Source organism: Mycolicibacterium vinylchloridicum (assembly GCF_013404075.1).
Taxonomy (GTDB): Bacteria; Actinomycetota; Actinomycetes; order Mycobacteriales; family Mycobacteriaceae; genus Mycobacterium; species Mycobacterium vinylchloridicum.
In genome coordinates this window covers 149,522-167,343 of record NZ_JACBJQ010000004.1, presented here as the reverse complement: position 1 = coordinate 167,343, position 17,822 = coordinate 149,522, and the positions used below count along the sequence as shown (strand labels likewise).

The following is a 17,822-nucleotide window of genomic DNA, read 5'->3' as shown; positions in this document are numbered from 1 at the left end:
CATTAGACGCGGGCGTCAGATAACGCTTGCGATTTCGGCCTTCAGCGGGATGTTGCAGCGATTGCGCAGGTCGACGCCGGGTTGACGGATCGCGGTGAGCTCGTCGCGGACCTGCGGGTTGGCGGCAAGGTAGTCCTTGGTCTTCTGCTTGGCATCGGACTTCGAGAGGCCCTGCAGGCTGGTCAAGAAGTCGTTGACATCGGGATGGGTGAACAGATAGGTCGTCATCCCCGCCGAGACGCCCGTCATGACCGCGGTCACGTCGCCGGCCGTACAGCCCGGAATCGGATCGGCGCCGGCCGGCCCCGCTGCGCCGAGAAGTACCGCGCCCGTGCTCAGAACAATCGCGCCGAGAAAACGACTTGCAGGCTTCATGCGCGCAGTCTAGCTGGGTACGATTGCGCAAACCGACACAAAGGACAGCCATGTCACGGATACGCCAGTTGCTGCTTGTGCCCGCCGCGGGGATCGCTGTTGCCGCCGCCGTGATGTCGGCTCCGGCTGCCGCGGCCGACACCACGACGATCAATCCGGCGCCGCTGCCCAATTGCGAAACCTACGACGGCAGCTCGATCGCCGGCGGCCAGACCACCGAGTGCGTGACGCCCGGCAACGTCGAGCTGAACTCGACGCCGCAGCAATACCCCGGGGAGGAACCGTTCTACGGATTCCCGGCGTTCGGCTTCTGGTGAGCGATATCCGCCCGTTCCGGATCGAGGTATCCGACGACGTTCTCTCCGATCTACGCGAGCGTCTCGGCCGAACCCGTTGGCCCGAGCGGGAATGCGTCGACGACTGGAGTCAGGGCATTCCGCTGGACTACACCCGCGAGCTGGCCAGCTATTGGGCCGAGGAATACGACTGGCGCCAGCGCGAAGCCGCGCTCAACCGGTTCGACCAGTTCGTCACCGAGATCGACGGGCTGGACCTCCATTTCATTCATCAGCGCTCCTCGAATCCCGATGCGCTGCCGCTGATCATCACCCACGGCTGGCCGGGCTCGGTGGTCGAGTTCAGCAAGGTGATCGAACCGCTGACCGAGGACTTTCACGTGGTCTGCCCCTCGCTGCCGGGCTACGGCTTCTCCGGCAAGCCGAGGTCTACCGGCTGGGGGATCGAGAAGATCGCGACGGCATGGGACACGCTGATGGCGCGGCTGGGCTACCAGCGCTATGGCGCCCAGGGTGGTGACTGGGGTGCGGCGGTGACCACGCAGATCGGCCGCAACGTCGGCAACTGCATCGGCATCCACACCAACATGCCGGTGGCATTTCCCAGCGGCGGCCTGAAAGATCCCACGCCCGAGGAGAAGGACGCGCTGGCGGCGGGGGAGTATTACGCGACCTGGGATTCTGGCTATTCCAAGCAGCAGTCCACCCGCCCGCAGACACTCGGCTACGGATTGGCCGACTCTCCGGTCGGTCAGCTGGCCTGGATCGTGGAGAAGTTCTGGGCGTGGACCGACTGCGACGGGCATCCCGAGAACGCGCTCACTCGTGACGAGCTGCTCGACAACGTGATGATCTACTGGGTCACCAATGCCGCGACTTCCTCGGCGCGGCTGTACTGGGAGAGCTTCCGATTCTTCGGTGCTCAGGGCAAGGTCGAATTGCCCACGGGCATAGCGCGATTCCCGAAGGAGATCATGCGACCGCCGCGCAGTTGGTGCGAGAACAGCTACAACGTCACCCATTGGACGGACATGCCACGCGGCGGGCACTTCGGGGCGTTCGAGCAACCTGAGTTGTACGTCGGGGACGTGCGCGCGTTCTTTGCCACGCTGCGCTGATCCTCAGCGAGTCGCGCAGGCCTGCGCCAGAGCCTCCGGGATGCCCGGCACGCGCACGATCGCGTCGAGCAGGGCATGGGCGCCCGCATCGGCCAGGTGGTCGGCGTCGACGGACGGGTCGAGGACGCGCTGGCGGCACAGTTCGAAGGTGAATGCGAGCCAGGCGTAGACGATCACCCGCAGATCGCGCTCGACCTTGGAGTCCAGATCCCCGCGCACCACGTCGGTGATCGCCCCGATGATCCGCTGCATCTGGCGCTCGTTGTCGACATCGTCGATGCCGCGCAGCACGGGATCGGTGCGGCCCATCCCGATGTAGGCCGCCCACGCCCCGTGCGGGTGCTCTTCGTCGTAGCGGATATAGGCCAGTACGCCGGTGCGTAGCCGGTCGAACAGGGTCTGTCCCTCGGCCGCCGGTGTGCTGGTGGCGTCGAACAGGCGCTCGCTCTCGGCCCGCACGACCGCGGCGAAGAAGGCTCGCTTGTCGGGGAAGTAGTGGTACATCAACGCCCGCGACACCCCGGCGCGCTCGGCGATCTCGTCGATGCGGACCTCGTCGTAGGGGCGCTGGCCGAACACCTCTGCACCGAGGGCGAGCAGCTCGCTGCGCCGGTCCTCGGGAGAGAGGCGACGGCGTGCGGGTGATTCCGGCATGCCGACATACTGGCACATGTACAACAGCGCTACTGCGGTGAAGGCTCGACGGCGGGCCCTCCAAGGGGTTTGTCAGCATTCATACGGCAGGCGCGTATTGACACTCGCCATCCAGTCGGGCGTATTTTGGGACGTACAGCCCAGTCAACTGCTGGAGGTGATCACCGTGGCGGGAACGTGGGCCGTCACCGCCGCACCCGAGCTGACCCCCGATCGCGACGGCTACATCTGGCTGCCCGATCAAGCCTTCGCAACGGCCTTCGCCCCGGACGCAAGCCCTTATGGCGGGAGCTGCCCAGCTGGTATCTCGTCGCCGAGAATGATCGCATGATCAACCCTGTCAGCCAGCGCTTCATGGCCGAACGGATGGGCGCCCACACGTACTTCCACATCGCCGACCACGCACCGCTGGTCAGCAATCCCGGCATCGTCGTCAACCTCATCACCGCGGCAGCGCGCTCAGTCCTGGCGAACGCGTGATGACCCCGCGGGTGTTGGTGTTCGACGTCAACGAGACCCTGCTCGACGTCGATTCGCTGGCGCCGCAGTTCGAGCGGATTTTCGGTGACGCCGCTGTCCTGCGCACATGGTTCTCGCAGCTGGTGCTCTATTCCATGACCCTCACGCTGGCATCCCGGTACATCGACTTCTTCCGACTGGGTTCGGCGGTGCTGGCCATGCTGGGCGACATCCACGGCGTGCGCATCAGCCACCGGCAGCAGGAGGAGCTACGAGAAGCCATGCGTTGGATGCCACCTCACCCGGATGTGACGACTGGCCTACAACGATTGTCCGACTACGGATTCCGGCTCGTCACCCTGACCAATTCGCCACATCTCGCGAACGCGCCCACAGCTGTGCACAACGCGGGATTGGACCGATACTTCGAGCGCCAATTCACCGTGGACGCGGCGGGCGTGTTCAAGCCCGCTTCCGAGCTCTATCGCGGCGTCGCCGCCGAACTCGACGTTGCCGAAGCGGACTGCCTGATGGTCGCCGCCCACGCGTGGGACACCATCGGTGCGCAAAGTGCGGGCATGCAGGGCGCGCTCATCAGGCGACCAGGCCATGCGGCACTCGTCGCCGAGGGTTTACCCCAGCCGACCCTCACCGTACGTGACGTGAACGAATTGGCTTCGCAGCTCGCCAATTGAGTCTGCACAGCCACGAGCGCCATAGGTGACGGATACAGTGCAGCTCATCGATCTCGACAAAGGAGCCCGATGATCACCGACGAATTGCGTCAGCGCCGGCTCGACGTCATCAAGGTGCACATGGACACCGAGGTGACCAAGGAGTTCGATCGCACCCTGGCGACCTTCAACGGCCATCCCCGCTACGAGATCGTCCCCACCAAACAGGTCTTCGACGGCGACGACGAGGTGATGACCTATTACCTCACCACGCGCACCGCGTTTCCCGACCAGCGCCACGAGAACGCCCGCTTCCACGTCACCGACGATGCGGTGATCGTCGAGTTCGACCTGCTGGGAACCAATCTCGGCGAGTTCTACGGGCTGCCGCCGACGGGCAAGGCGTTCCGGGTGCCCGTCATCGCGGTGTTCTCGTTCTCCGGCGAGCGGATCACCAACGAGCGCATCTACTTCGACGCCGCCACCCTGGTCAACCAGATCGGCCGCAGCGAGTTGCTCAGCCTGCTCGGCGGTTAACCGAAATGCACGCCCTGGGCCAGCGGTAGCTCCGAGGAGTAGTTCACGGTGTTGGTGGCTCGGCGCATATAGGCCTTCCACGAGTCCGAGCCGGACTCGCGGCCACCGCCGGTCTGCTTCTCGCCGCCGAACGCCCCGCCGATCTCCGCACCGGAAGTGCCGATGTTGACATTGGCGATCCCGCAATCCGAGCCGTCGGCGGCCAGGAAACGCTCGGCCTCCCGAACGTCGGTGGTGAAGATTGCCGACGAGAGGCCCTGCGGCACAGCATTATTCAGTGCTATCGCCTCGTCGAGCGTCTCGTAGGTCAGTACGTAGAGGATCGGTGCGAACGTTTCGTGGTGCACGATGTCGGTCTGGGCGGGCATCCGCACCACCGCGGGCTCGACGTAGAACGCCTCGGTGGCCTCGTCGCCGCCGACGTGATGGCGCTGGCCGCCGATCACCTCACCGCCGTCGGCGCGGGCCTGCTCCAAGGCGCCGATCATGTCCCGGTAGGCGGTCTCGTGGATCAGCGGCCCGACGAGCGTACCGTCGGCCGCCGGGTCGCCGATCGGCAGCGTGCGGTAGGCGGCGGCAATCCGGTCGACCAGGATATCGGCCACCGAGGAGTGCACGATCAGCCGCCGCAAGGTGGTGCAGCGCTGGCCTGCAGTGCCAGCCGCCGAGAAGACGATGGCGCGCACAGCCAAATCCAAATCGGCAGAAGGAGTTACGACGGCAGCGTTGTTGCCGCCGAGTTCCAGCAGTGCCCGGCCGAACCGTTCGGCGACGCGGGGGCCGACCTGCCGGCCCATCCGCACCGATCCGGTGGCCGATACCAATGCCACTCGCGGATCGTCGACCAACGCCTCGCCGACTTCACGGCCGCCGATGACCAGCCGGCTCACCTGGACCGGTGCGCCTACATCAGCGGCGGCCCGTTCGATCAGTGCCTGACAGGCGAGCGCGGTCAATGGCGTGAGCTCAGAAGGCTTCCACACCACCGTGTCCCCGCACACCAGCGCCACGGCGGCGTTCCACGCCCATACCGCCACCGGGAAGTTGAACGCGGTGATCACCCCGATCACCCCGAGCGGATGCCAGGTTTCCATCAGCCGGTGCCCGGGGCGTTCGGACGCGATGGTGCGCCCGTACAACTGGCGCGACAGCCCGACCGCGAAGTCGCAGATGTCGATCATCTCCTGGACCTCGCCGAGGGCCTCGGACGTGATCTTGCCGGCCTCGACCGTGACCAGGGTGGCCAAGTCCGCCTTGTGCTCACGCAGCAGTTCACCGAGCCGTGCGACCAGCTGTCCGCGCACCGGGGCGGGGGTGGTACGCCAGGACGAAAATGCCTGAGCCGCTTGGGCAATTGCCGTCTGCGTCTGCTCGGGTGTGGTCTCGGTGACGGAGAACAGGATGTCGCCGGTCACCGGTGTGCTCGCCGGTAGACCGGGCCCGTTCGGCTCGGCGAGGTCGGCCGGCGCGCCGATGGCGTCGAACGCGGCGCGTACTGCGGTACGCAAGTCGGTCGCGGTGGGCAGCGAGGTTGTGGTGGTGGTGCTCATGCGGGGGCCTCCTGGGCGGTCGCGTCGTAGAGGTCGTAGGGGTCGTGGATCGTGCGGTCGATGGTGCCGGCCATCCATTCGATGTCGTAGCCGGATTCGTCTGCCACGGCAGCGGCTTCGGTGTCGGCGTCGAGATTGGACCGGAAGATCCCGGCCGCAGACGCCGGCAGGAAGTCCTCGTAGACCACTGGGGCCGCTGGGTCGCCGCGGTGGTAGTACGCCAGGCCTGCCGACGCCATCTCGTCGTCGGATGCGGGGAAGTAGTCGCCCCACACGGCCGCTGGATCGGCGCTTGCCATCGCGGTGTCGTAGCGTTCCCGGCCCTTGGGCGTCAGTGCTACGCCGCGCGCCTCCACCTCGCCGAAACGGACCCGCAGCGTGCCCTCGGTGACAGAACCGTCGGCTTCGCGGAAGCGGCGCGGCTCGGCGAGCGCGCGAAACGACGTCTGGCGCAACAGGACATCGGGACCGTCGCAGTGCGGTGGCCCCTGGATCGCGTCGATCATCGTGATCCCGCGTTCGCCCATCCGGCGATACAGGTCGTCGATGTCGAGCACGCGGGGGGTGAGGTGGTTGATGTGGGTGGTGGGGACCCCGGCGATGTCGGCGGCGACGGCCGAAACTGCGGTCAGTTCGGCATACCAGGCCCGGTCGACCGGCTCGCGGGACAACGCGAACGCGGCCACCGCACGCGGCACGAACTCCTCAGCGGTATCGGCGTCGCAGCCACCCTCGGTTGCGATCCGCCGGGCGTCGGCGATCAGTGCGGGGTCGAACAGTGCTCGTCTGCGCAAGAATTCGTCGACCCGGTGACGCAGATCGGTGTCGAAGAAGCGGCCGTCGCGGGTGGCCAGCATCGAGGTGAACACCCGGAACGGGTTGCGCGCCAACTCCGCGGCATCCACCGGCCGGAATGCGGTGGACACCACCGGCACCGGTGAGGCTGCCTCGCGCAGGTCGTAATAGCCGACCGGATACATGCCGAAAGCTGCGAAAAGATCTGCGACATCGGTCAATTCGGCCGGTGTGCCAACCCGGATCGCGCCGTGGCGCTCTGCGGTGACCCGAGCGATCGATCCCAGCCGTTCGGCCTGCGGATGCGCCGCCACATAGTCGCGGTTGACCGACTCGCTGACCTGCACCAGCGTGGTGTAGGCAGGAACCTCGGTGCCGTACATCGCCGATAATGCCGCGGCGAAGCGCGCCCGCAGCTGCCAGGCCGCAACGTCAGGTGTGCTCACGAAGCACCGGCCGATTCGGATAGTCTGCGGCGATGGCGGACGGCGCGGAGGCGATGCACGGTCTCGACGAGATCGATCGCACGCTGGTGCGCGAGCTCATCGCCGACGGCAGGGCAACGCTGGCGGAGCTGGCCGCCGCGACCGGTCTGTCGGTCTCGGCGGTGCAGTCGAGGGTGCGCCGTCTGGAGTCCCGCGGGGTGGTGACCGGGTACAGCGCCCGAGTGGACCCCGAAGCGTTCGGGCACATGCTGTCGGCGTTCGTGGCGATCACCCCTCTCGATCCTTCTCAACCCGATGATGCCCCCGCCCGGCTGGAACACATCACCGAAATCGAGGCGTGTTATTCGGTGGCCGGCGACGAGAGCTACGTCCTGTTCGTGCGGGTCGAGTCGCCGCGGGCGCTGGAGGTCCTGCTGCAACAGATCCGGACCGCCGCGAACGTACGTACTCGAAGCACGATCATCCTAAATACTTTTTACAGTGATCGAGTCTCGCTGCCGTAATAATTCAACCACAGCGCTAGGATATCGTAAAAATTACGATAGTCTGGTCGCATGACGGAACTCTTGTCGCGAGACGACGTGTCGGCGGTGACGCCTGCGAACGTCCGTACCGTGCTGGCCCGCAGCATTCTGGCCGACGGACTTGATCTGGTCCTCGATCTCGAACGGTCGTCGGGTTCGTGGCTGGTCGACGCCCGCGACGGCCGCCGCTACCTGGACATGTTCACGTTCTTCGCCTCGTCGGCGCTGGGCATGAACCACCCCGCGCTGGCCGGCGACGCGGCGTTTCGCGCCGAACTGGCCCAGGCTGCGATCAACAAGCCGTCCAACTCCGATGTCTACACCGTGCCGATGGCCCGCTTCGTCGAGACGTTCGCCCGGGTGCTCGGCGACCCCGCCCTCCCGCATCTGTTCTTCGTCGACGGCGGCGCGCTGGCGGTGGAGAACGCGCTGAAGGTGGCTTTCGACTGGAAGAGCCGGCACAACGAAGCGCACGGGATCGACCCCGCGCTCGGCACCCGGGTCCTGCACTTGCGCGGCGCTTTCCACGGGCGCAGCGGCTACACGCTGTCGTTGACCAACACCGACCCCGTCAAGGTGGCGCGGTTCCCCAAGTTCGACTGGCCGCGCATCGACGCACCGTATGTGCGTGCTGGCGCCGATATGGACGTCCTGGAGGCAGAATCGCTGCGCCAAGCCCGCGCGGCCTTCGACGCTCACCCGAACGACATCGCCTGCTTCATCGCCGAGCCCATCCAGGGCGAGGGTGGCGACCGGCACTTCCGCCCGCAGTTCTTCGCGGCGATGCGCGCGCTGTGTGACTCCTACGACGCGCTGATGATCGCCGACGAGGTGCAGACCGGCTGCGGCATCACCGGTAGCGCGTGGGCTTACCAACAGCTCGGCTTCACCCCGGATGTCGTCGCGTTCGGCAAGAAGACACAGGTATGCGGGGTCATGGCCGGCCGGCGGGTCGACGAGGTTCCCGACAACGTCTTCGCCGTCAGCTCCCGGATCAACTCGACCTGGGGAGGCAACCTCGTCGACATGGTCCGCTCACGACGGATCCTGGAGACCGTCGAGGCCGACAGCCTGTTCGCCAATGCCGCCGAGATGGGCGCCTACCTGCTCGCCGGGCTCGGCGACCTGGCCCGGCAGCGGCCCGATACCGTTCGCGACGTTCGGGGCCGGGGCTTGATGTGTGCCTTCAGCCTGCCCAGTCCCGAGCGCCGCGACGCCGTGCTGTCCGCCCTGTGGGAGCGCGGTGTGATCATGCTCGGCAGCGGTGCGGACAGCGTGCGGTTCCGCCCGGCGCTCACTGTGACACGCGCGGAGATCGACCGCGCGCTGGCTGCCTTGAGAGAGGTATTGCTCGCGGCGGTCTAGCATTCGGTCTCATGCGGCTGCCCGCGGTGCTCGGCGTGGCGGCGGTGGTGCTCGCCGGGTGCGCGCAGACCGTCGCAGGCAGCGCGGTGCCCAATCCGGCGCAGGGCATCACGCCGTTGCGCGCCGGCGACACCGATCAGGTGCTGATCGGCCCGGCGCAGCTGCACGACATCGTCGGGGTCAAACTGCAAACCGAGGCCGACCAGACCCGGCCGATCCCCGGATCGTCTGCGGTACCGGCCTGCTCGGCGCTAGACGCTGCCGGCATGGCCGCGTTCCTCGGCGAGAAGTGGCTGGGCCTGCACGTGATGCTGTTCACCGACGGTGACAGGCACGATCACGTCGTGGCCGAGGCCGTCGCGATCTATCCCGACGGCGCCGCTGCGGCGGCACAGTTTGCCACCGGCACCAAGAACGCCAAGGCCTGTGACGGCCAGCGGGCACTGAGCACCGGCGGGGACGCCGCGTGGAAGTTCACGGTTCCGGAGATCAACGCCGACACTGTGCGCTGGAGCAAGGAACAGCTCGGCATTCCTTTCGACTGGACCTGCTTCGCCGAGGCCAGGCTGCGCAATAACGCCATCGTGCAGGCGATGGCCTGCCAGGGCGATGACACCGGCCAGGTCACCGTGACCACGATGACCGACCGTATGTCGGCGAGCGTCTGGGAGCTGTCCGGGCGTTAACCGCACACACCGACGACAAAAGGCCCAGCCGAACGGCTGGGCCTTCGTCGTCGATTCAGCGCTACTGGTAGGACTCTTGGCGTGCCTCAGCGGCTTTGGCGCCCGCGCGGGCGGCCTCTGCTTCGGCTTCCTTCTTGGCGGCATCGCGTTGTGCCTCGGCCTTGTCCTGTTGAGCCTTGCCTTCATTCACCAAGTCGTCGCGACCTGTGACTGTGCCCACAACTTCCTTGGCCTTGCCTTTGACGTCCTCGACGACGCCCTTGATGCCCTCTTCCGGTCCGCTGTTCTTGCTGTCGGACATGAAACATCCCTTCTGTCAATAACTACGGATCAGTGAGATCAACTTTTCTTTGCTCAGGCCGGAATAGCCCGAAATCCCAAGCTGCTTGGCCCTTTTCTTGAGCTCGGCGACGGTCCAGCCTTCGTAGGCGCAGGACCGACTAGGTCGAAAGTACCGAATGTCGTCGACATCGGATCTCGCCGCAGCGGCACTCGACATTTCCTACCCCCTTTGCTGACGTTGCTTTTCCTCGGAGGGACTTGTACCCAGGGCCACCACGGACCCAAACATTGGCTAACTATCGGAACTCATCCTGATCCGATTCCTCGATGACCTGGAGTTGTTCCTGCCAATCTGATTCGTCGGCTTCCAACGGTGCGACGTCGTCGTCGGTGCGCATCCGCTCATCGGAATCGACGGCGTCCTGGTCAGCCGGTTCGGCCACCAGGCGATTTTGCTCAACGGCATCGGCGACGGGTACATCGTCGGGAAATGAATCGCGCTCAGTCATCACCAGCCAATCTACTCCTGTGGGAGGAACGTCGGCTCTGGCCCAACGGGACTTTTCGCAGCTGAAATTTACGGTGGCGCAACACATAACGTCCCCACGTCGAAGGGGTCGTCGTCGGCGGGCGGGAAGCTCCGGTGCCGTCTACTGGCAACACCACCGCGAAAGCCATTCTGCTGCAGAGAAGTCGGCTCTCAGCGATCTCGCAGCGACATTTTGACGCGCCGCTGCGCGGACCACCCCATCGGCCTTCGTGCGAAGATGCCTACAGTCGCCCGCAATTCGAGCGTGGTCTGCCGGCCGAGCGACGCGGAGTTCGGGGAGGCGAAGGCTGCGACCGACTGGGCGTGCCGTTCGACACCGGCGGCGGTGCGCGGCCCGCCGAGCAGATTCAGGTCAATCCGACGGCGAACGGCCTGGTGTAGCGGGCCTACGCACGTTTAGGTGTCCGTTCAGCGGGTAGGCGGACTCGTGTAGCTGTCTAAACACATGCAGCGGTTCTTCTCGACGACAGGAGTCGCTGATGAAAATCGCCATGGTGTCCGAATGCGCATGTCCGTTGGCGTTATCGAGCGATGACCGGGTGGGCGGCCAGGCCGTCCACGTCGCCGGACTATCTGCCGCGCTGGCGCGACAGGGCCACGAGGTCACGGTCTACACCCGCCGTCACGATCCCGATAGTCCGCAGCGGGTGATCGCCCCGCAGGGCTACACGGTGGTGCACATCGCCGCCGGGCCGGCTCAACATCTGCGCAGCGGCGACGTATTCGGCCATACGGGTGTGTTCGCAGAAGCCCTGGTTGCGAACTGGGCCACCGACCCACCGGACGTGACGCACGCGCACTTCTGGATGTCGGGCCTGGCAGCCCAACTGGCCGCGCGCGCTCTGGGCATTCCGACCGTGCAAACGTTCCGTACGCTCGGCGTCGCCGAGCGCCGTCACCATGTGCGGGGCGACAACGCCGAGGCGCGGCTGAAGCTGGAGAAGCTCGTCGCCAAGCAGGCCGACTGGGTCGTCGCGACGTGCACCGACGAACTTTTCGATTTGATCCGGTTGGGCCGGTCCCGCGCGCAGATCTCCGTTGTGCCGTGCGGTGTGGACGTCGAGACATTCACCACCGAAGGTCCGCTCGCCGAGCGGAGTAACCGTCCGCGCATCCTGACTGTCGGAAAGTTATTGCCCCGCAATGGCTTCGACACCATGATCGAGGCACTACCCGGAATGCCCGACGCAGAGTACGTGATCGTCGGGGGACCGGAGAATGGGCGTCTGGACGATGACCCGGAGGTGCGACGACTTCGTGCGCTGGCCGCACGGCTGGCCGTGTCGGACCGTGTGGTGTTCGCCGGTGCGGTCGGTCATGCCGACATGCCCGCGATGCTCCGGTCCGCCGACGTGGTGACGTGCACGCCGGCCTACGAGTCGTTCGGCCTGGTCCCCCTGGAGGCGATGGCCTGTGGTGTGCCGGTGGTCGCCTCGGCGGTCGGGGGCATGGTGGACACCGTGGTGGACGACGTCACCGGCCGGTTGGTGACGCCGCAGCGGCCCCGAGAGTGCGCCGAGGCGGTGACGCGGATCCTGCGTGATTCATTTCTGCGACGCAGCCTCGGCCTGGCCGGCCGGGACCGGGCGTGTGCTCGCTACTCGTGGGACCGCGTGGCCGAGGACACCTGCGGTGTCTATGAGCGTGTGCCGGTGACACGGGATCGCGGCCGAACCAGAATTTGCGATCGACAGGTTTGATCCATGCTGTCCGGTGGTATGTAGGTGCCACCATGACGACAACTTCCTGGGTAGTGCTGCGCACGCCGACCCGGTCCCCAGACGACCGTGGCTAGCACCTGGAGTAATGTCGGGTCGACATTGCCGGGAGGCCACATGAATGATGCCGAAAGCCGAGGCAGCGAGGCACAACGCGGTGCCAATGCTGTTGAGTTCAGGGTTGCTGCCAGGCTGGAGAACCTTGCCGTACTGCGCACCGTGGTCGGTGCAGTCGGCACGTTCGAAGACCTGGATTTCGACGCCGTCGCGGACCTGCGGCTGGCCGTCGACGAGGCCTGCACCAGGCTGATCCGCTCCGCGTCGCCCGAAGCGACGCTGGTGGTGGTAGTCGATGCACATGACGACGTGGTCGTCGTGGAGGCCTCGACCACGTGCGACACCTATGACGTGGTCACCCCCGGCAGCTTTAGCTGGCACGTGCTGAGTTCGCTGACCGACGATGTGCAGACGTTCCACAACGGTCACGAGCCCGGTAGCGATGGGCAGGTTTTCGGTATCACTCTGACCACGAGGCGGGCGGGCTCCGGGCAGTGACTTCCCGAGCCACGGATAGTTCGCCGAAACGGTCGAACTCGGAGTACGCCGACGTCCCGGACATGTTCCGGAAGCTGGCGACGCTCGAACCAGACTCCGCCGAACAGCAGCGCTACCGCGACAGCATCGTGGAGCGGTGCCTGCCGCTGGCCGACCACATCGCCCGCCGATTCGACGGCCGCGGCGAACCGCGGGACGACCTGGTTCAGGTGGCCCGCGTCGGCCTGGTCAACGCAGTCATCCGCTATGACGTCGAAACCGGTTCGGATTTCGTGTCGTTCGCGGTGCCCACGATCATGGGCGAGGTGCGGCGCCACTTCCGCGACAACAGCTGGTCGGTCAAGGTGCCGCGCCGGCTCAAGGAACTGCACCTGCGGCTCGGTGCCGCGACTTCGGAGTTGTCCCAGCGGCTCGGGCGCGCACCGACCGCCTCCGAACTCGCCGAGGAACTCGGCATGGAGCGCGAAGAGGTCGTCGAGGGCTTGGTCGCCGGCAGCTCGTACAACACCTTGTCGATCGACAGCGGTGGCAGCGGCGGTGACGAGGATGCGCCGGCGATCGTCGACACCCTGGGTGATGTCGACTTGAGCCTGGATCAGATCGAGAATCGCGAAGCGTTGCGCCCGCTGCTCGAACAATTGCCCGAGCGGGAGCGGACCGTGCTTCTGCTGCGGTTCTTCGAGTCGCTCACCCAGACTCAGATCGCCGAGCGCGTCGGCATCTCACAGATGCACGTCTCGCGGCTGCTGGCGAAGTCGCTAGCTCGGCTCCGCGACCAGCTCGAGTAGCCGTCGGGGCTCGCCGTCGAGCAATGCGACCGCCTCGGCGATGGAGTCGGCCACCGGCAGCGTGTGGTCGGGATCGCAGACCCGCAGCAGCCGGGAGACCGCCTCGCCGGCCACCATCGCCCATCGTGCGGAGGCATTGGCACATCGGACGTTGATGGTGTGCAGGGCCGAGAATCCGGCCGTTCCGAAGAATTGCAGCGGACTGAGGTCCAGGACCAGGTGCGTGCCCGCAGCCGCACACTCGTCGACATGGTCGGCGAAGGTGGCGGCATTGGATGCGTCGAGTTCGCCGTGGACGGTGATGATCCCGACATTGTCGGTGGACCATTGGGTGGTGAAGTGGATGACAGACACTAGTGACTCCATCAGTGAACGAGTATTCGTACTGTGGATCACGTCAGAGAAGCTATGCCCGTAAGGTGCGGGAGCTCATACGCCCCGCACGTCATTGACTCTTTGACGTAGTTCCGGGCGGCTGTTAACTCAACCTGTCTTGAACACTACGCCACCGCAGCGTTGCCGGGACACCGGCGGAGGCAGGTTCTAATCATCTTCTTCAGAGTGGCGTGCGCCGGGGAGTCACACTGGTGGTATGTCGAAGTCCGGCCAGATAGCCGGCGTGCTATTGGCCGCCGGCGCAGGAGTCCGCTATGGGATGCCGAAAGTTCTTGCTGCCCAAGGACTATGGTTGCGCTCAGCGGTAGAGGCGCTCGCCGGCGGTGGCTGTGAGGACGTGGTGGTGGTGCTGGGCGCGGCCGTCGTGGATGTTCCGGCGCCGGCTCGCGCGGTGTTGGCGCACGACTGGCAGCAGGGGATGGGGGCCTCATTGCGAGCGGGGTTGACGGCGGTGTCACATGCCGACTTCGCCGTTCTGCTCACCGTTGACACCCCCGACATCGGCGCCGACGTGGTCGTGCGGGTGCTCGAGGCCGCTCGCTCGTCGCAGTCCGGCATCGCGCGAGCCACCTACGGCGGGCGGCCCGGGCACCCCGTCGTCATCGCGCGTGCGCACTGGCCCGCGCTGGTCGAAACGCTGCACGGCGACGAAGGTGCACGCCGCTTCCTGGCCGGGCGGGCCGGTGTGGTGACCGTCGACTGCGCCGACCTGGCCACCGGGATGGACATCGATACGCCTACACCGTCAGGTTGAGGGCAGCCGCAGCGAAGCGGCGCACGGCGGCGGCGGCCACTTCGGCGGCATCGTCATGGCCGGGCCGGGCCCGCGTCGACAACCTCGCGCCGGCCGGGTCGATCGTGACCTCGGCCAGCAGTTCGCCGGTCGTCGGTTCGCACACCGCCCACGAGTAGCCGGTCTCGTCCGCCCACTGCGCTGTACGCGCGGCCACGTAATTCGGATCGGTTTCGCCCAGTTCGGCGAGAGCGGGCCGGTCATCGATCCGCTCGTCGGCGCGCAGCGCACGCAAATACCAAGCGCCGGCGTTGATTTCGACGGGATCCATATCAGCGGTAGAGCAGGATGCCGAGGATCGGAAGTGCCAGCCAGGCCAGCCAGCCGTGCGGTACCAGGATGGTGAATCCCAATGCGACGAGCGGGATGAGCGCCATCACGATGGCCCGCCAGTCACGCGAGCGTTCGATGCTCGAGGCCGTGGCCGCACCGGGTTTGGCCGGCAGGTCGGCGAAGATGGGTTCGAGATCGGCACGGGTCACCGCGGCGGCGATCGCGGCGCTGCGCTCGGAGAACTCGTCGGGGTTGAGCCGGCCTTCGGAGAACTGCCTGCCGAGCAACGCCATCGCCCCTTCACGTTCGGCAGTGCCAAGCCGAACCCGGTCTGGATCCTCAGTCACGAGAACATCATGCTGGATGGCATGCGCATAGCGGTGTTTGGAGCGAGCGGGCAGATCGGGCGGCAGGTCGTGGACCTGCTGACCGCTGAGGGGCACGAGGTGATGGCGGCGTCGCGGACGTCGGGTGTCGACGTGCTGACGGGGGAGGGGGTCGCCGACGCACTGCGCGACACGCATGTCCTTGTCGATGTGCTGAATTCGCCGTCGTACGAGGACGAACCGGTGCTGGAGTTCTTCAGCACCGCCACCCGCACTCTCGTCGGGGCGGCCAGGGCCGCGGGGGTGGCGCACTATGTCGCGCTGTCGATCGTCGGGGTGACCCGGCTGCAGATGAGCGGCTACATGCGCGCCAAGGTGGCGCAAGAGACGCTGATCGAAGCCGCCGGGCTGCCCTACACGATCCTGCGTGCGACCCAGTTCGACGAGTTCGCGGACATGATCGTGGCGAGCATGACCGAGGGCGACGTGGTGCGGGTGCCCGATGCGCGGATCCAGCCGATCGCGGCCGCGGAAGTCGCCGAACACGTGGCACGTGCCGCGGTCGGATCGCCGATGGGAATCGTGGAACTCGGCGGGCCCGACAAGATCACTTTCGCCGAACTGGCCCGCATCGTGCTGGCCCGCAAGGGCGAGCACCGCACGATCGTCGTCGACCCCGAGGTGACCTACTTCGGCGCCCGGGTGGACGCCGACAGCCTGGTCACCGGGAACGGCGCGGTGCTGGGAACAGCCCGCTTTACTTGATCTCGGCCAGGACCGTGCCCTGGGTGATCGCGGCACCTGCCTCGACTGCCAGCCCGGTGATGACACCGTCCTTGTGGGCGGTCACCGGGTTCTCCATCTTCATGGCCTCGAGCACCACCACGAGATCACCGGTGGCCACCGTCTGACCTTCTTCGACGGCGACCTTCACCACGGTGCCCTGCATCGGCGCGGTCACCGCGTCACCGGACGCGGCGGCGCCGGCGTGGGCGCCACGCTTGCGGGCCTTCGGCTTCTTCCGGATGGCACCGGACTCGGCCGGGCCGGAGCCGTTGCCGAGCGCCAGGTCACCGGGCAGCGAAACCTCGACGCGGCGGCCGCCGACCTCCACGACGACTTTCTGCCGCGGCTGGGCTTCTTCCTCATCGACCGGGCCACCGCCGGTGAACGGCTCGACGGTGTTGTTCCACTCGGTCTCGATCCAGCGGGTGTGCACGTCGAAGCTCTCGCCGTCGCCGATGAAGGCCGGGTCGCTGACCACCGCGCGGTGGAACGGGATGACGGTCGCCAGACCTTCGACGTGGAACTCGTCGAGCGCACGCCGAGACCGCGCCAGCGCCTCCTCGCGGGTGGCGCCGTACACGATCAACTTGGACAGCATCGAGTCGAACTGGCCGCCGATGACCGAGCCGGCCTCCACACCGGAATCCAGCCGGACGCCGGGACCGGTGGGGATGTCGTAACGGGTGACCGGACCGGGAGCCGGCAGGAAGCCGCGGCCGGCGTCCTCGCCGTTGATGCGGAACTCGATGGCGTGCCCACGCGGGGTGGGATCCTCAGTGATGTCCAGCTTTTCGCCGTTGGCGATCTTGAATTGCTGCTGCACCAGGTCGATGCCCGCGGTCTCTTCGGTGACCGGGTGTTCCACCTGCAGGCGGGTGTTCACCTCGAGGAAGGAGATCAGGCCGTCCTGGCCGACCAGGTACTCGACCGTGCCCGCGCCGTAATAGCCGGCTTCCTTGCAGATGCGCTTGGCGGACTCGTGGATCTCCTTGCGCTGCGCGTCGGTCAGGAAGGGGGCGGGAGCCTCTTCCACCAGCTTCTGGAAGCGGCGTTGCAGCGAGCAGTCGCGGGTGCCGGCGACCACGACATTGCCGTGGGTGTCGGCGATGACCTGAGCTTCGACGTGGCGCGGCTTGTCCAGGTAGCGCTCGACGAAGCATTCGCCGCGCCCGAATGCGGCGACGGCCTCGCGGGTCGCGGACTCGAACAGCTCGGGGATCTCTTCGATGGTGCGGGCCACCTTCATGCCGCGGCCGCCGCCGCCGAACGCCGCCTTGATCGCGACCGGCACGCCGTACTCCTTGGCGAAGGCGACGACCTCGTCGGCGTCCTTGACCGGGTCGGGGGTGCCGGGCACCAGCGGCGCCTGGGCGCGCGCGGCGATGTGGCGGGCGGTGACCTTGTCACCGAGGTCGCGGATGGACTGCGGGCTCGGCCCGATCCAGATCAGCCCGGCGTCGAGGACGGCCTGGGCGAAGTCGGCGTTCTCGCTCAAGAAGCCGTAGCCGGGATGGATCGCGTTGGCACCGGACTTGGCCGCGGCGTCGAGGATCTTGCCGAAGTCCAGGTAGGACTCCGCGGAGGTCTGACCGCCCAGGGCGAAGGCCTCATCGGCCAGCCGGACGTGCGGTGCCTCGGCGTCGGGCTCGGCGTACACCGCCACGCTGGCCAGTCCCGCATCCCGGGCCGCCCGGATCACCCGGACCGCGATTTCTCCACGGTTGGCGACGAGGACTTTGGAGATGGTCTGACTGGGCACCGCGCCTCCTGCTTTGCGTGATCTTAAGAACGTTCTTTAAAAATAGGTTCGCACGGCAGTGTAAGCGCCGCTCGTTAGACACGAATCAGCTGGTACCCCTACTAATGAGTAAGTTCG

Annotated in this window: 24 protein-coding genes; 14 read left to right on the top strand and 10 right to left on the bottom strand. The window is 66.6% G+C overall.

Annotated features, from left to right (window positions below):
* Nucleotides 1–15: 15 nt before the first annotated feature.
* Complete coding sequence (locus HPC46_RS05710; RefSeq protein ID WP_179467680.1) at nt 16–375, bottom strand: heme-binding protein; 360 nt, start codon at nt 373–375, stop codon at nt 16–18.
* Nucleotides 376–425: 50 nt separating this feature from the next.
* Here HPC46_RS05710 and HPC46_RS05705 point away from each other — a divergent pair, with 50 nt between their 5' ends.
* Both HPC46_RS05705 and HPC46_RS05700 read left to right on the top strand, forming a co-directional pair.
* The gene (locus HPC46_RS05705; RefSeq protein WP_005140324.1) at nt 426–692 is read left to right on the top strand and encodes a hypothetical protein; all 267 of its coding nucleotides are present in this window, start codon (nt 426–428) and stop codon (nt 690–692) included.
* Nucleotides 693–697: 5 nt separating this feature from the next.
* Nucleotides 698–1,789 (top strand): epoxide hydrolase family protein, encoded by a 1,092-nt coding sequence (locus tag HPC46_RS05700; protein ID WP_179467860.1) that lies wholly within the window; start codon nt 698–700, stop codon nt 1,787–1,789.
* 3 nt (nt 1,790–1,792) lie between these two features.
* Here the strand turns inward: HPC46_RS05700 and HPC46_RS05695 are convergent, their stop codons facing one another.
* A complete protein-coding gene (locus HPC46_RS05695) occupies nt 1,793–2,443 on the bottom strand; it encodes a TetR/AcrR family transcriptional regulator (RefSeq protein ID WP_179467678.1) in 651 nt (216 codons plus the stop codon).
* Nucleotides 2,444–2,540: 97 nt separating this feature from the next.
* On the opposite strand from HPC46_RS05695, the gene HPC46_RS05690 reads away from it, so the two are divergent.
* From HPC46_RS05690 to HPC46_RS05675, 4 genes are all read left to right on the top strand, one after another.
* The gene (locus tag HPC46_RS05690; RefSeq protein WP_179467677.1) at nt 2,541–2,774 is read left to right on the top strand and encodes a hypothetical protein; all 234 of its coding nucleotides are present in this window, start codon (nt 2,541–2,543) and stop codon (nt 2,772–2,774) included.
* Nucleotides 2,672–2,923, top strand: coding sequence for an alpha/beta fold hydrolase (locus tag HPC46_RS35720; protein ID WP_325096578.1), 252 nt, complete (start codon nt 2,672–2,674; stop codon nt 2,921–2,923). The genes HPC46_RS05690 and HPC46_RS35720 overlap by 103 nt, the downstream gene beginning before the upstream one ends.
* Entirely contained in the window at nt 2,923–3,597 is a 675-nt protein-coding gene (locus HPC46_RS05680) for a haloacid dehalogenase type II (RefSeq protein ID WP_179467673.1), read from the top strand. Before HPC46_RS35720 ends, HPC46_RS05680 begins: the two co-directional genes overlap by 1 nt.
* Before the next feature lie 69 nt (nt 3,598–3,666).
* Nucleotides 3,667–4,113 (top strand): ester cyclase, encoded by a 447-nt coding sequence (locus HPC46_RS05675; protein ID WP_179467671.1) that lies wholly within the window; start codon nt 3,667–3,669, stop codon nt 4,111–4,113.
* Here HPC46_RS05675 and amaB read toward each other — a convergent pair.
* Nucleotides 4,110–5,663: an L-piperidine-6-carboxylate dehydrogenase gene (amaB, locus tag HPC46_RS05670; protein WP_179467669.1), complete on the bottom strand. Its 1,554-nt coding sequence runs from the start codon at nt 5,661–5,663 to the stop codon at nt 4,110–4,112. The two genes, HPC46_RS05675 and amaB, sit on opposite strands and share 4 nt — an antisense overlap.
* Nucleotides 5,660–6,904 carry a 2-oxoadipate dioxygenase/decarboxylase gene (hglS, locus tag HPC46_RS05665; RefSeq protein ID WP_179467667.1) on the bottom strand — a complete coding sequence of 415 codons (1,245 nt, stop codon included), beginning with the start codon at nt 6,902–6,904 and terminating at the stop codon, nt 5,660–5,662. Before hglS ends, amaB begins: the two co-directional genes overlap by 4 nt.
* A 53-nt stretch (nt 6,905–6,957) precedes the next feature.
* On the opposite strand from hglS, the gene HPC46_RS05660 reads away from it, so the two are divergent.
* Genes HPC46_RS05660 through HPC46_RS05650 form a run of 3 tightly spaced genes read left to right on the top strand, consistent with a single transcriptional unit; the run spans nt 6,958 to nt 9,479 of the window.
* Nucleotides 6,958–7,407: an Lrp/AsnC family transcriptional regulator gene (locus HPC46_RS05660; protein WP_179467858.1), complete on the top strand. Its 450-nt coding sequence runs from the start codon at nt 6,958–6,960 to the stop codon at nt 7,405–7,407.
* 51 nt (nt 7,408–7,458) lie between these two features.
* Complete coding sequence (gene lat, locus HPC46_RS05655; RefSeq protein ID WP_179467665.1) at nt 7,459–8,793, top strand: L-lysine 6-transaminase; 1,335 nt, start codon at nt 7,459–7,461, stop codon at nt 8,791–8,793.
* A gap of 11 nt (nt 8,794–8,804) precedes the next feature.
* Nucleotides 8,805–9,479, top strand: a complete 675-nt coding sequence (locus tag HPC46_RS05650) for a sensor domain-containing protein (RefSeq protein WP_179467651.1) — start codon at nt 8,805–8,807, stop codon at nt 9,477–9,479.
* A gap of 61 nt (nt 9,480–9,540) precedes the next feature.
* Here HPC46_RS05650 and mbp1 read toward each other — a convergent pair whose 3' ends face one another.
* Both mbp1 and HPC46_RS05640 read right to left on the bottom strand, forming a co-directional pair.
* Nucleotides 9,541–9,780 (bottom strand): microaggregate-binding protein 1, encoded by a 240-nt coding sequence (gene mbp1 / locus HPC46_RS05645; protein WP_179467649.1) that lies wholly within the window; start codon nt 9,778–9,780, stop codon nt 9,541–9,543.
* Nucleotides 9,781–10,057: 277 nt separating this feature from the next.
* A complete protein-coding gene (locus HPC46_RS05640) occupies nt 10,058–10,270 on the bottom strand; it encodes a hypothetical protein (protein ID WP_179467647.1) in 213 nt (70 codons plus the stop codon).
* A 520-nt stretch (nt 10,271–10,790) separates the two neighbouring features.
* Here HPC46_RS05640 and HPC46_RS05635 point away from each other — a divergent pair.
* The 3 genes from HPC46_RS05635 to HPC46_RS05625 all read left to right on the top strand — a co-directional run bounded on the left by HPC46_RS05635 (nt 10,791) and on the right by HPC46_RS05625 (nt 13,372).
* Entirely contained in the window at nt 10,791–12,011 is a 1,221-nt protein-coding gene (locus HPC46_RS05635) for a glycosyltransferase (RefSeq protein ID WP_179467645.1), read from the top strand.
* A 135-nt stretch (nt 12,012–12,146) separates the two neighbouring features.
* Nucleotides 12,147–12,584, top strand: coding sequence for an ATP-binding protein (locus tag HPC46_RS05630; protein WP_179467643.1), 438 nt, complete (start codon nt 12,147–12,149; stop codon nt 12,582–12,584).
* A 62-nt stretch (nt 12,585–12,646) separates the two neighbouring features.
* Nucleotides 12,647–13,372: an RNA polymerase sigma factor SigF gene (locus HPC46_RS05625; protein ID WP_233716253.1), complete on the top strand. Its 726-nt coding sequence runs from the start codon at nt 12,647–12,649 to the stop codon at nt 13,370–13,372.
* On the opposite strand, the gene HPC46_RS05620 is transcribed toward HPC46_RS05625, so the two are convergent.
* Nucleotides 13,343–13,726: an STAS domain-containing protein gene (locus HPC46_RS05620; protein WP_179467639.1), complete on the bottom strand. Its 384-nt coding sequence runs from the start codon at nt 13,724–13,726 to the stop codon at nt 13,343–13,345. The two genes, HPC46_RS05625 and HPC46_RS05620, sit on opposite strands and share 30 nt — an antisense overlap.
* A 238-nt stretch (nt 13,727–13,964) precedes the next feature.
* On the opposite strand from HPC46_RS05620, the gene HPC46_RS05615 reads away from it, so the two are divergent.
* The gene (locus tag HPC46_RS05615) at nt 13,965–14,522 is read left to right on the top strand and encodes a nucleotidyltransferase family protein (protein WP_179467637.1); all 558 of its coding nucleotides are present in this window, start codon (nt 13,965–13,967) and stop codon (nt 14,520–14,522) included.
* On the opposite strand, the gene HPC46_RS05610 is transcribed toward HPC46_RS05615, so the two are convergent.
* Both HPC46_RS05610 and HPC46_RS05605 read right to left on the bottom strand, forming a co-directional pair.
* Nucleotides 14,506–14,832 carry a hypothetical protein gene (locus HPC46_RS05610; RefSeq protein ID WP_179467635.1) on the bottom strand — a complete coding sequence of 109 codons (327 nt, stop codon included), beginning with the start codon at nt 14,830–14,832 and terminating at the stop codon, nt 14,506–14,508. The two genes, HPC46_RS05615 and HPC46_RS05610, sit on opposite strands and share 17 nt — an antisense overlap.
* A gap of 1 nt (nt 14,833) precedes the next feature.
* Complete coding sequence (locus HPC46_RS05605; protein ID WP_179467633.1) at nt 14,834–15,181, bottom strand: DUF1707 SHOCT-like domain-containing protein; 348 nt, start codon at nt 15,179–15,181, stop codon at nt 14,834–14,836.
* Between the two features lie 21 nt (nt 15,182–15,202).
* Here HPC46_RS05605 and HPC46_RS05600 point away from each other — a divergent pair, with 21 nt between their 5' ends.
* On the top strand, nt 15,203–15,925 hold the full coding sequence (locus HPC46_RS05600; RefSeq protein WP_179467631.1) for an SDR family oxidoreductase: 723 nt from the start codon (nt 15,203–15,205) through the stop codon (nt 15,923–15,925).
* Here the strand turns inward: HPC46_RS05600 and HPC46_RS05595 are convergent.
* Nucleotides 15,918–17,705 (bottom strand): acetyl/propionyl/methylcrotonyl-CoA carboxylase subunit alpha, encoded by a 1,788-nt coding sequence (locus tag HPC46_RS05595; RefSeq protein ID WP_179467629.1) that lies wholly within the window; start codon nt 17,703–17,705, stop codon nt 15,918–15,920. The two genes, HPC46_RS05600 and HPC46_RS05595, sit on opposite strands and share 8 nt — an antisense overlap.
* Nucleotides 17,706–17,822 lie beyond the last annotated feature (117 nt).

Excerpts from the sequence above, each read along its gene's own strand:
- HPC46_RS05710 (WP_179467680.1), bottom strand. The coding sequence starts at position 375 with ATGAAGCCTGCAAGTCGTTTTCTCGGCGCGATTGTTCTGAGCACGGGC.
- HPC46_RS05705 (WP_005140324.1), top strand. The coding sequence starts at position 426 with ATGTCACGGATACGCCAGTTGCTGCTTGTGCCCGCCGCGGGGATCGCT.
- HPC46_RS05695 (WP_179467678.1), bottom strand. The coding sequence starts at position 2,443 with ATGCCGGAATCACCCGCACGCCGTCGCCTCTCTCCCGAGGACCGGCGC.
- HPC46_RS05680 (WP_179467673.1), top strand. The coding sequence starts at position 2,923 with ATGACCCCGCGGGTGTTGGTGTTCGACGTCAACGAGACCCTGCTCGAC.
- HPC46_RS05675 (WP_179467671.1), top strand. The coding sequence starts at position 3,667 with ATGATCACCGACGAATTGCGTCAGCGCCGGCTCGACGTCATCAAGGTG.
- amaB (WP_179467669.1), bottom strand. The coding sequence starts at position 5,663 with ATGAGCACCACCACCACAACCTCGCTGCCCACCGCGACCGACTTGCGT.
- HPC46_RS05660 (WP_179467858.1), top strand. The coding sequence starts at position 6,958 with ATGCACGGTCTCGACGAGATCGATCGCACGCTGGTGCGCGAGCTCATC.
- lat (WP_179467665.1), top strand. The coding sequence starts at position 7,459 with ATGACGGAACTCTTGTCGCGAGACGACGTGTCGGCGGTGACGCCTGCG.
- HPC46_RS05650 (WP_179467651.1), top strand. The coding sequence starts at position 8,805 with ATGCGGCTGCCCGCGGTGCTCGGCGTGGCGGCGGTGGTGCTCGCCGGG.
- mbp1 (WP_179467649.1), bottom strand. The coding sequence starts at position 9,780 with ATGTCCGACAGCAAGAACAGCGGACCGGAAGAGGGCATCAAGGGCGTC.
- HPC46_RS05640 (WP_179467647.1), bottom strand. The coding sequence starts at position 10,270 with ATGACTGAGCGCGATTCATTTCCCGACGATGTACCCGTCGCCGATGCC.
- HPC46_RS05635 (WP_179467645.1), top strand. The coding sequence starts at position 10,791 with ATGAAAATCGCCATGGTGTCCGAATGCGCATGTCCGTTGGCGTTATCG.
- HPC46_RS05630 (WP_179467643.1), top strand. The coding sequence starts at position 12,147 with ATGAATGATGCCGAAAGCCGAGGCAGCGAGGCACAACGCGGTGCCAAT.
- HPC46_RS05625 (WP_233716253.1), top strand. The coding sequence starts at position 12,647 with ATGTTCCGGAAGCTGGCGACGCTCGAACCAGACTCCGCCGAACAGCAG.
- HPC46_RS05615 (WP_179467637.1), top strand. The coding sequence starts at position 13,965 with ATGTCGAAGTCCGGCCAGATAGCCGGCGTGCTATTGGCCGCCGGCGCA.
- HPC46_RS05610 (WP_179467635.1), bottom strand. The coding sequence starts at position 14,832 with ATGGATCCCGTCGAAATCAACGCCGGCGCTTGGTATTTGCGTGCGCTG.
- HPC46_RS05600 (WP_179467631.1), top strand. The coding sequence starts at position 15,203 with ATGCGCATAGCGGTGTTTGGAGCGAGCGGGCAGATCGGGCGGCAGGTC.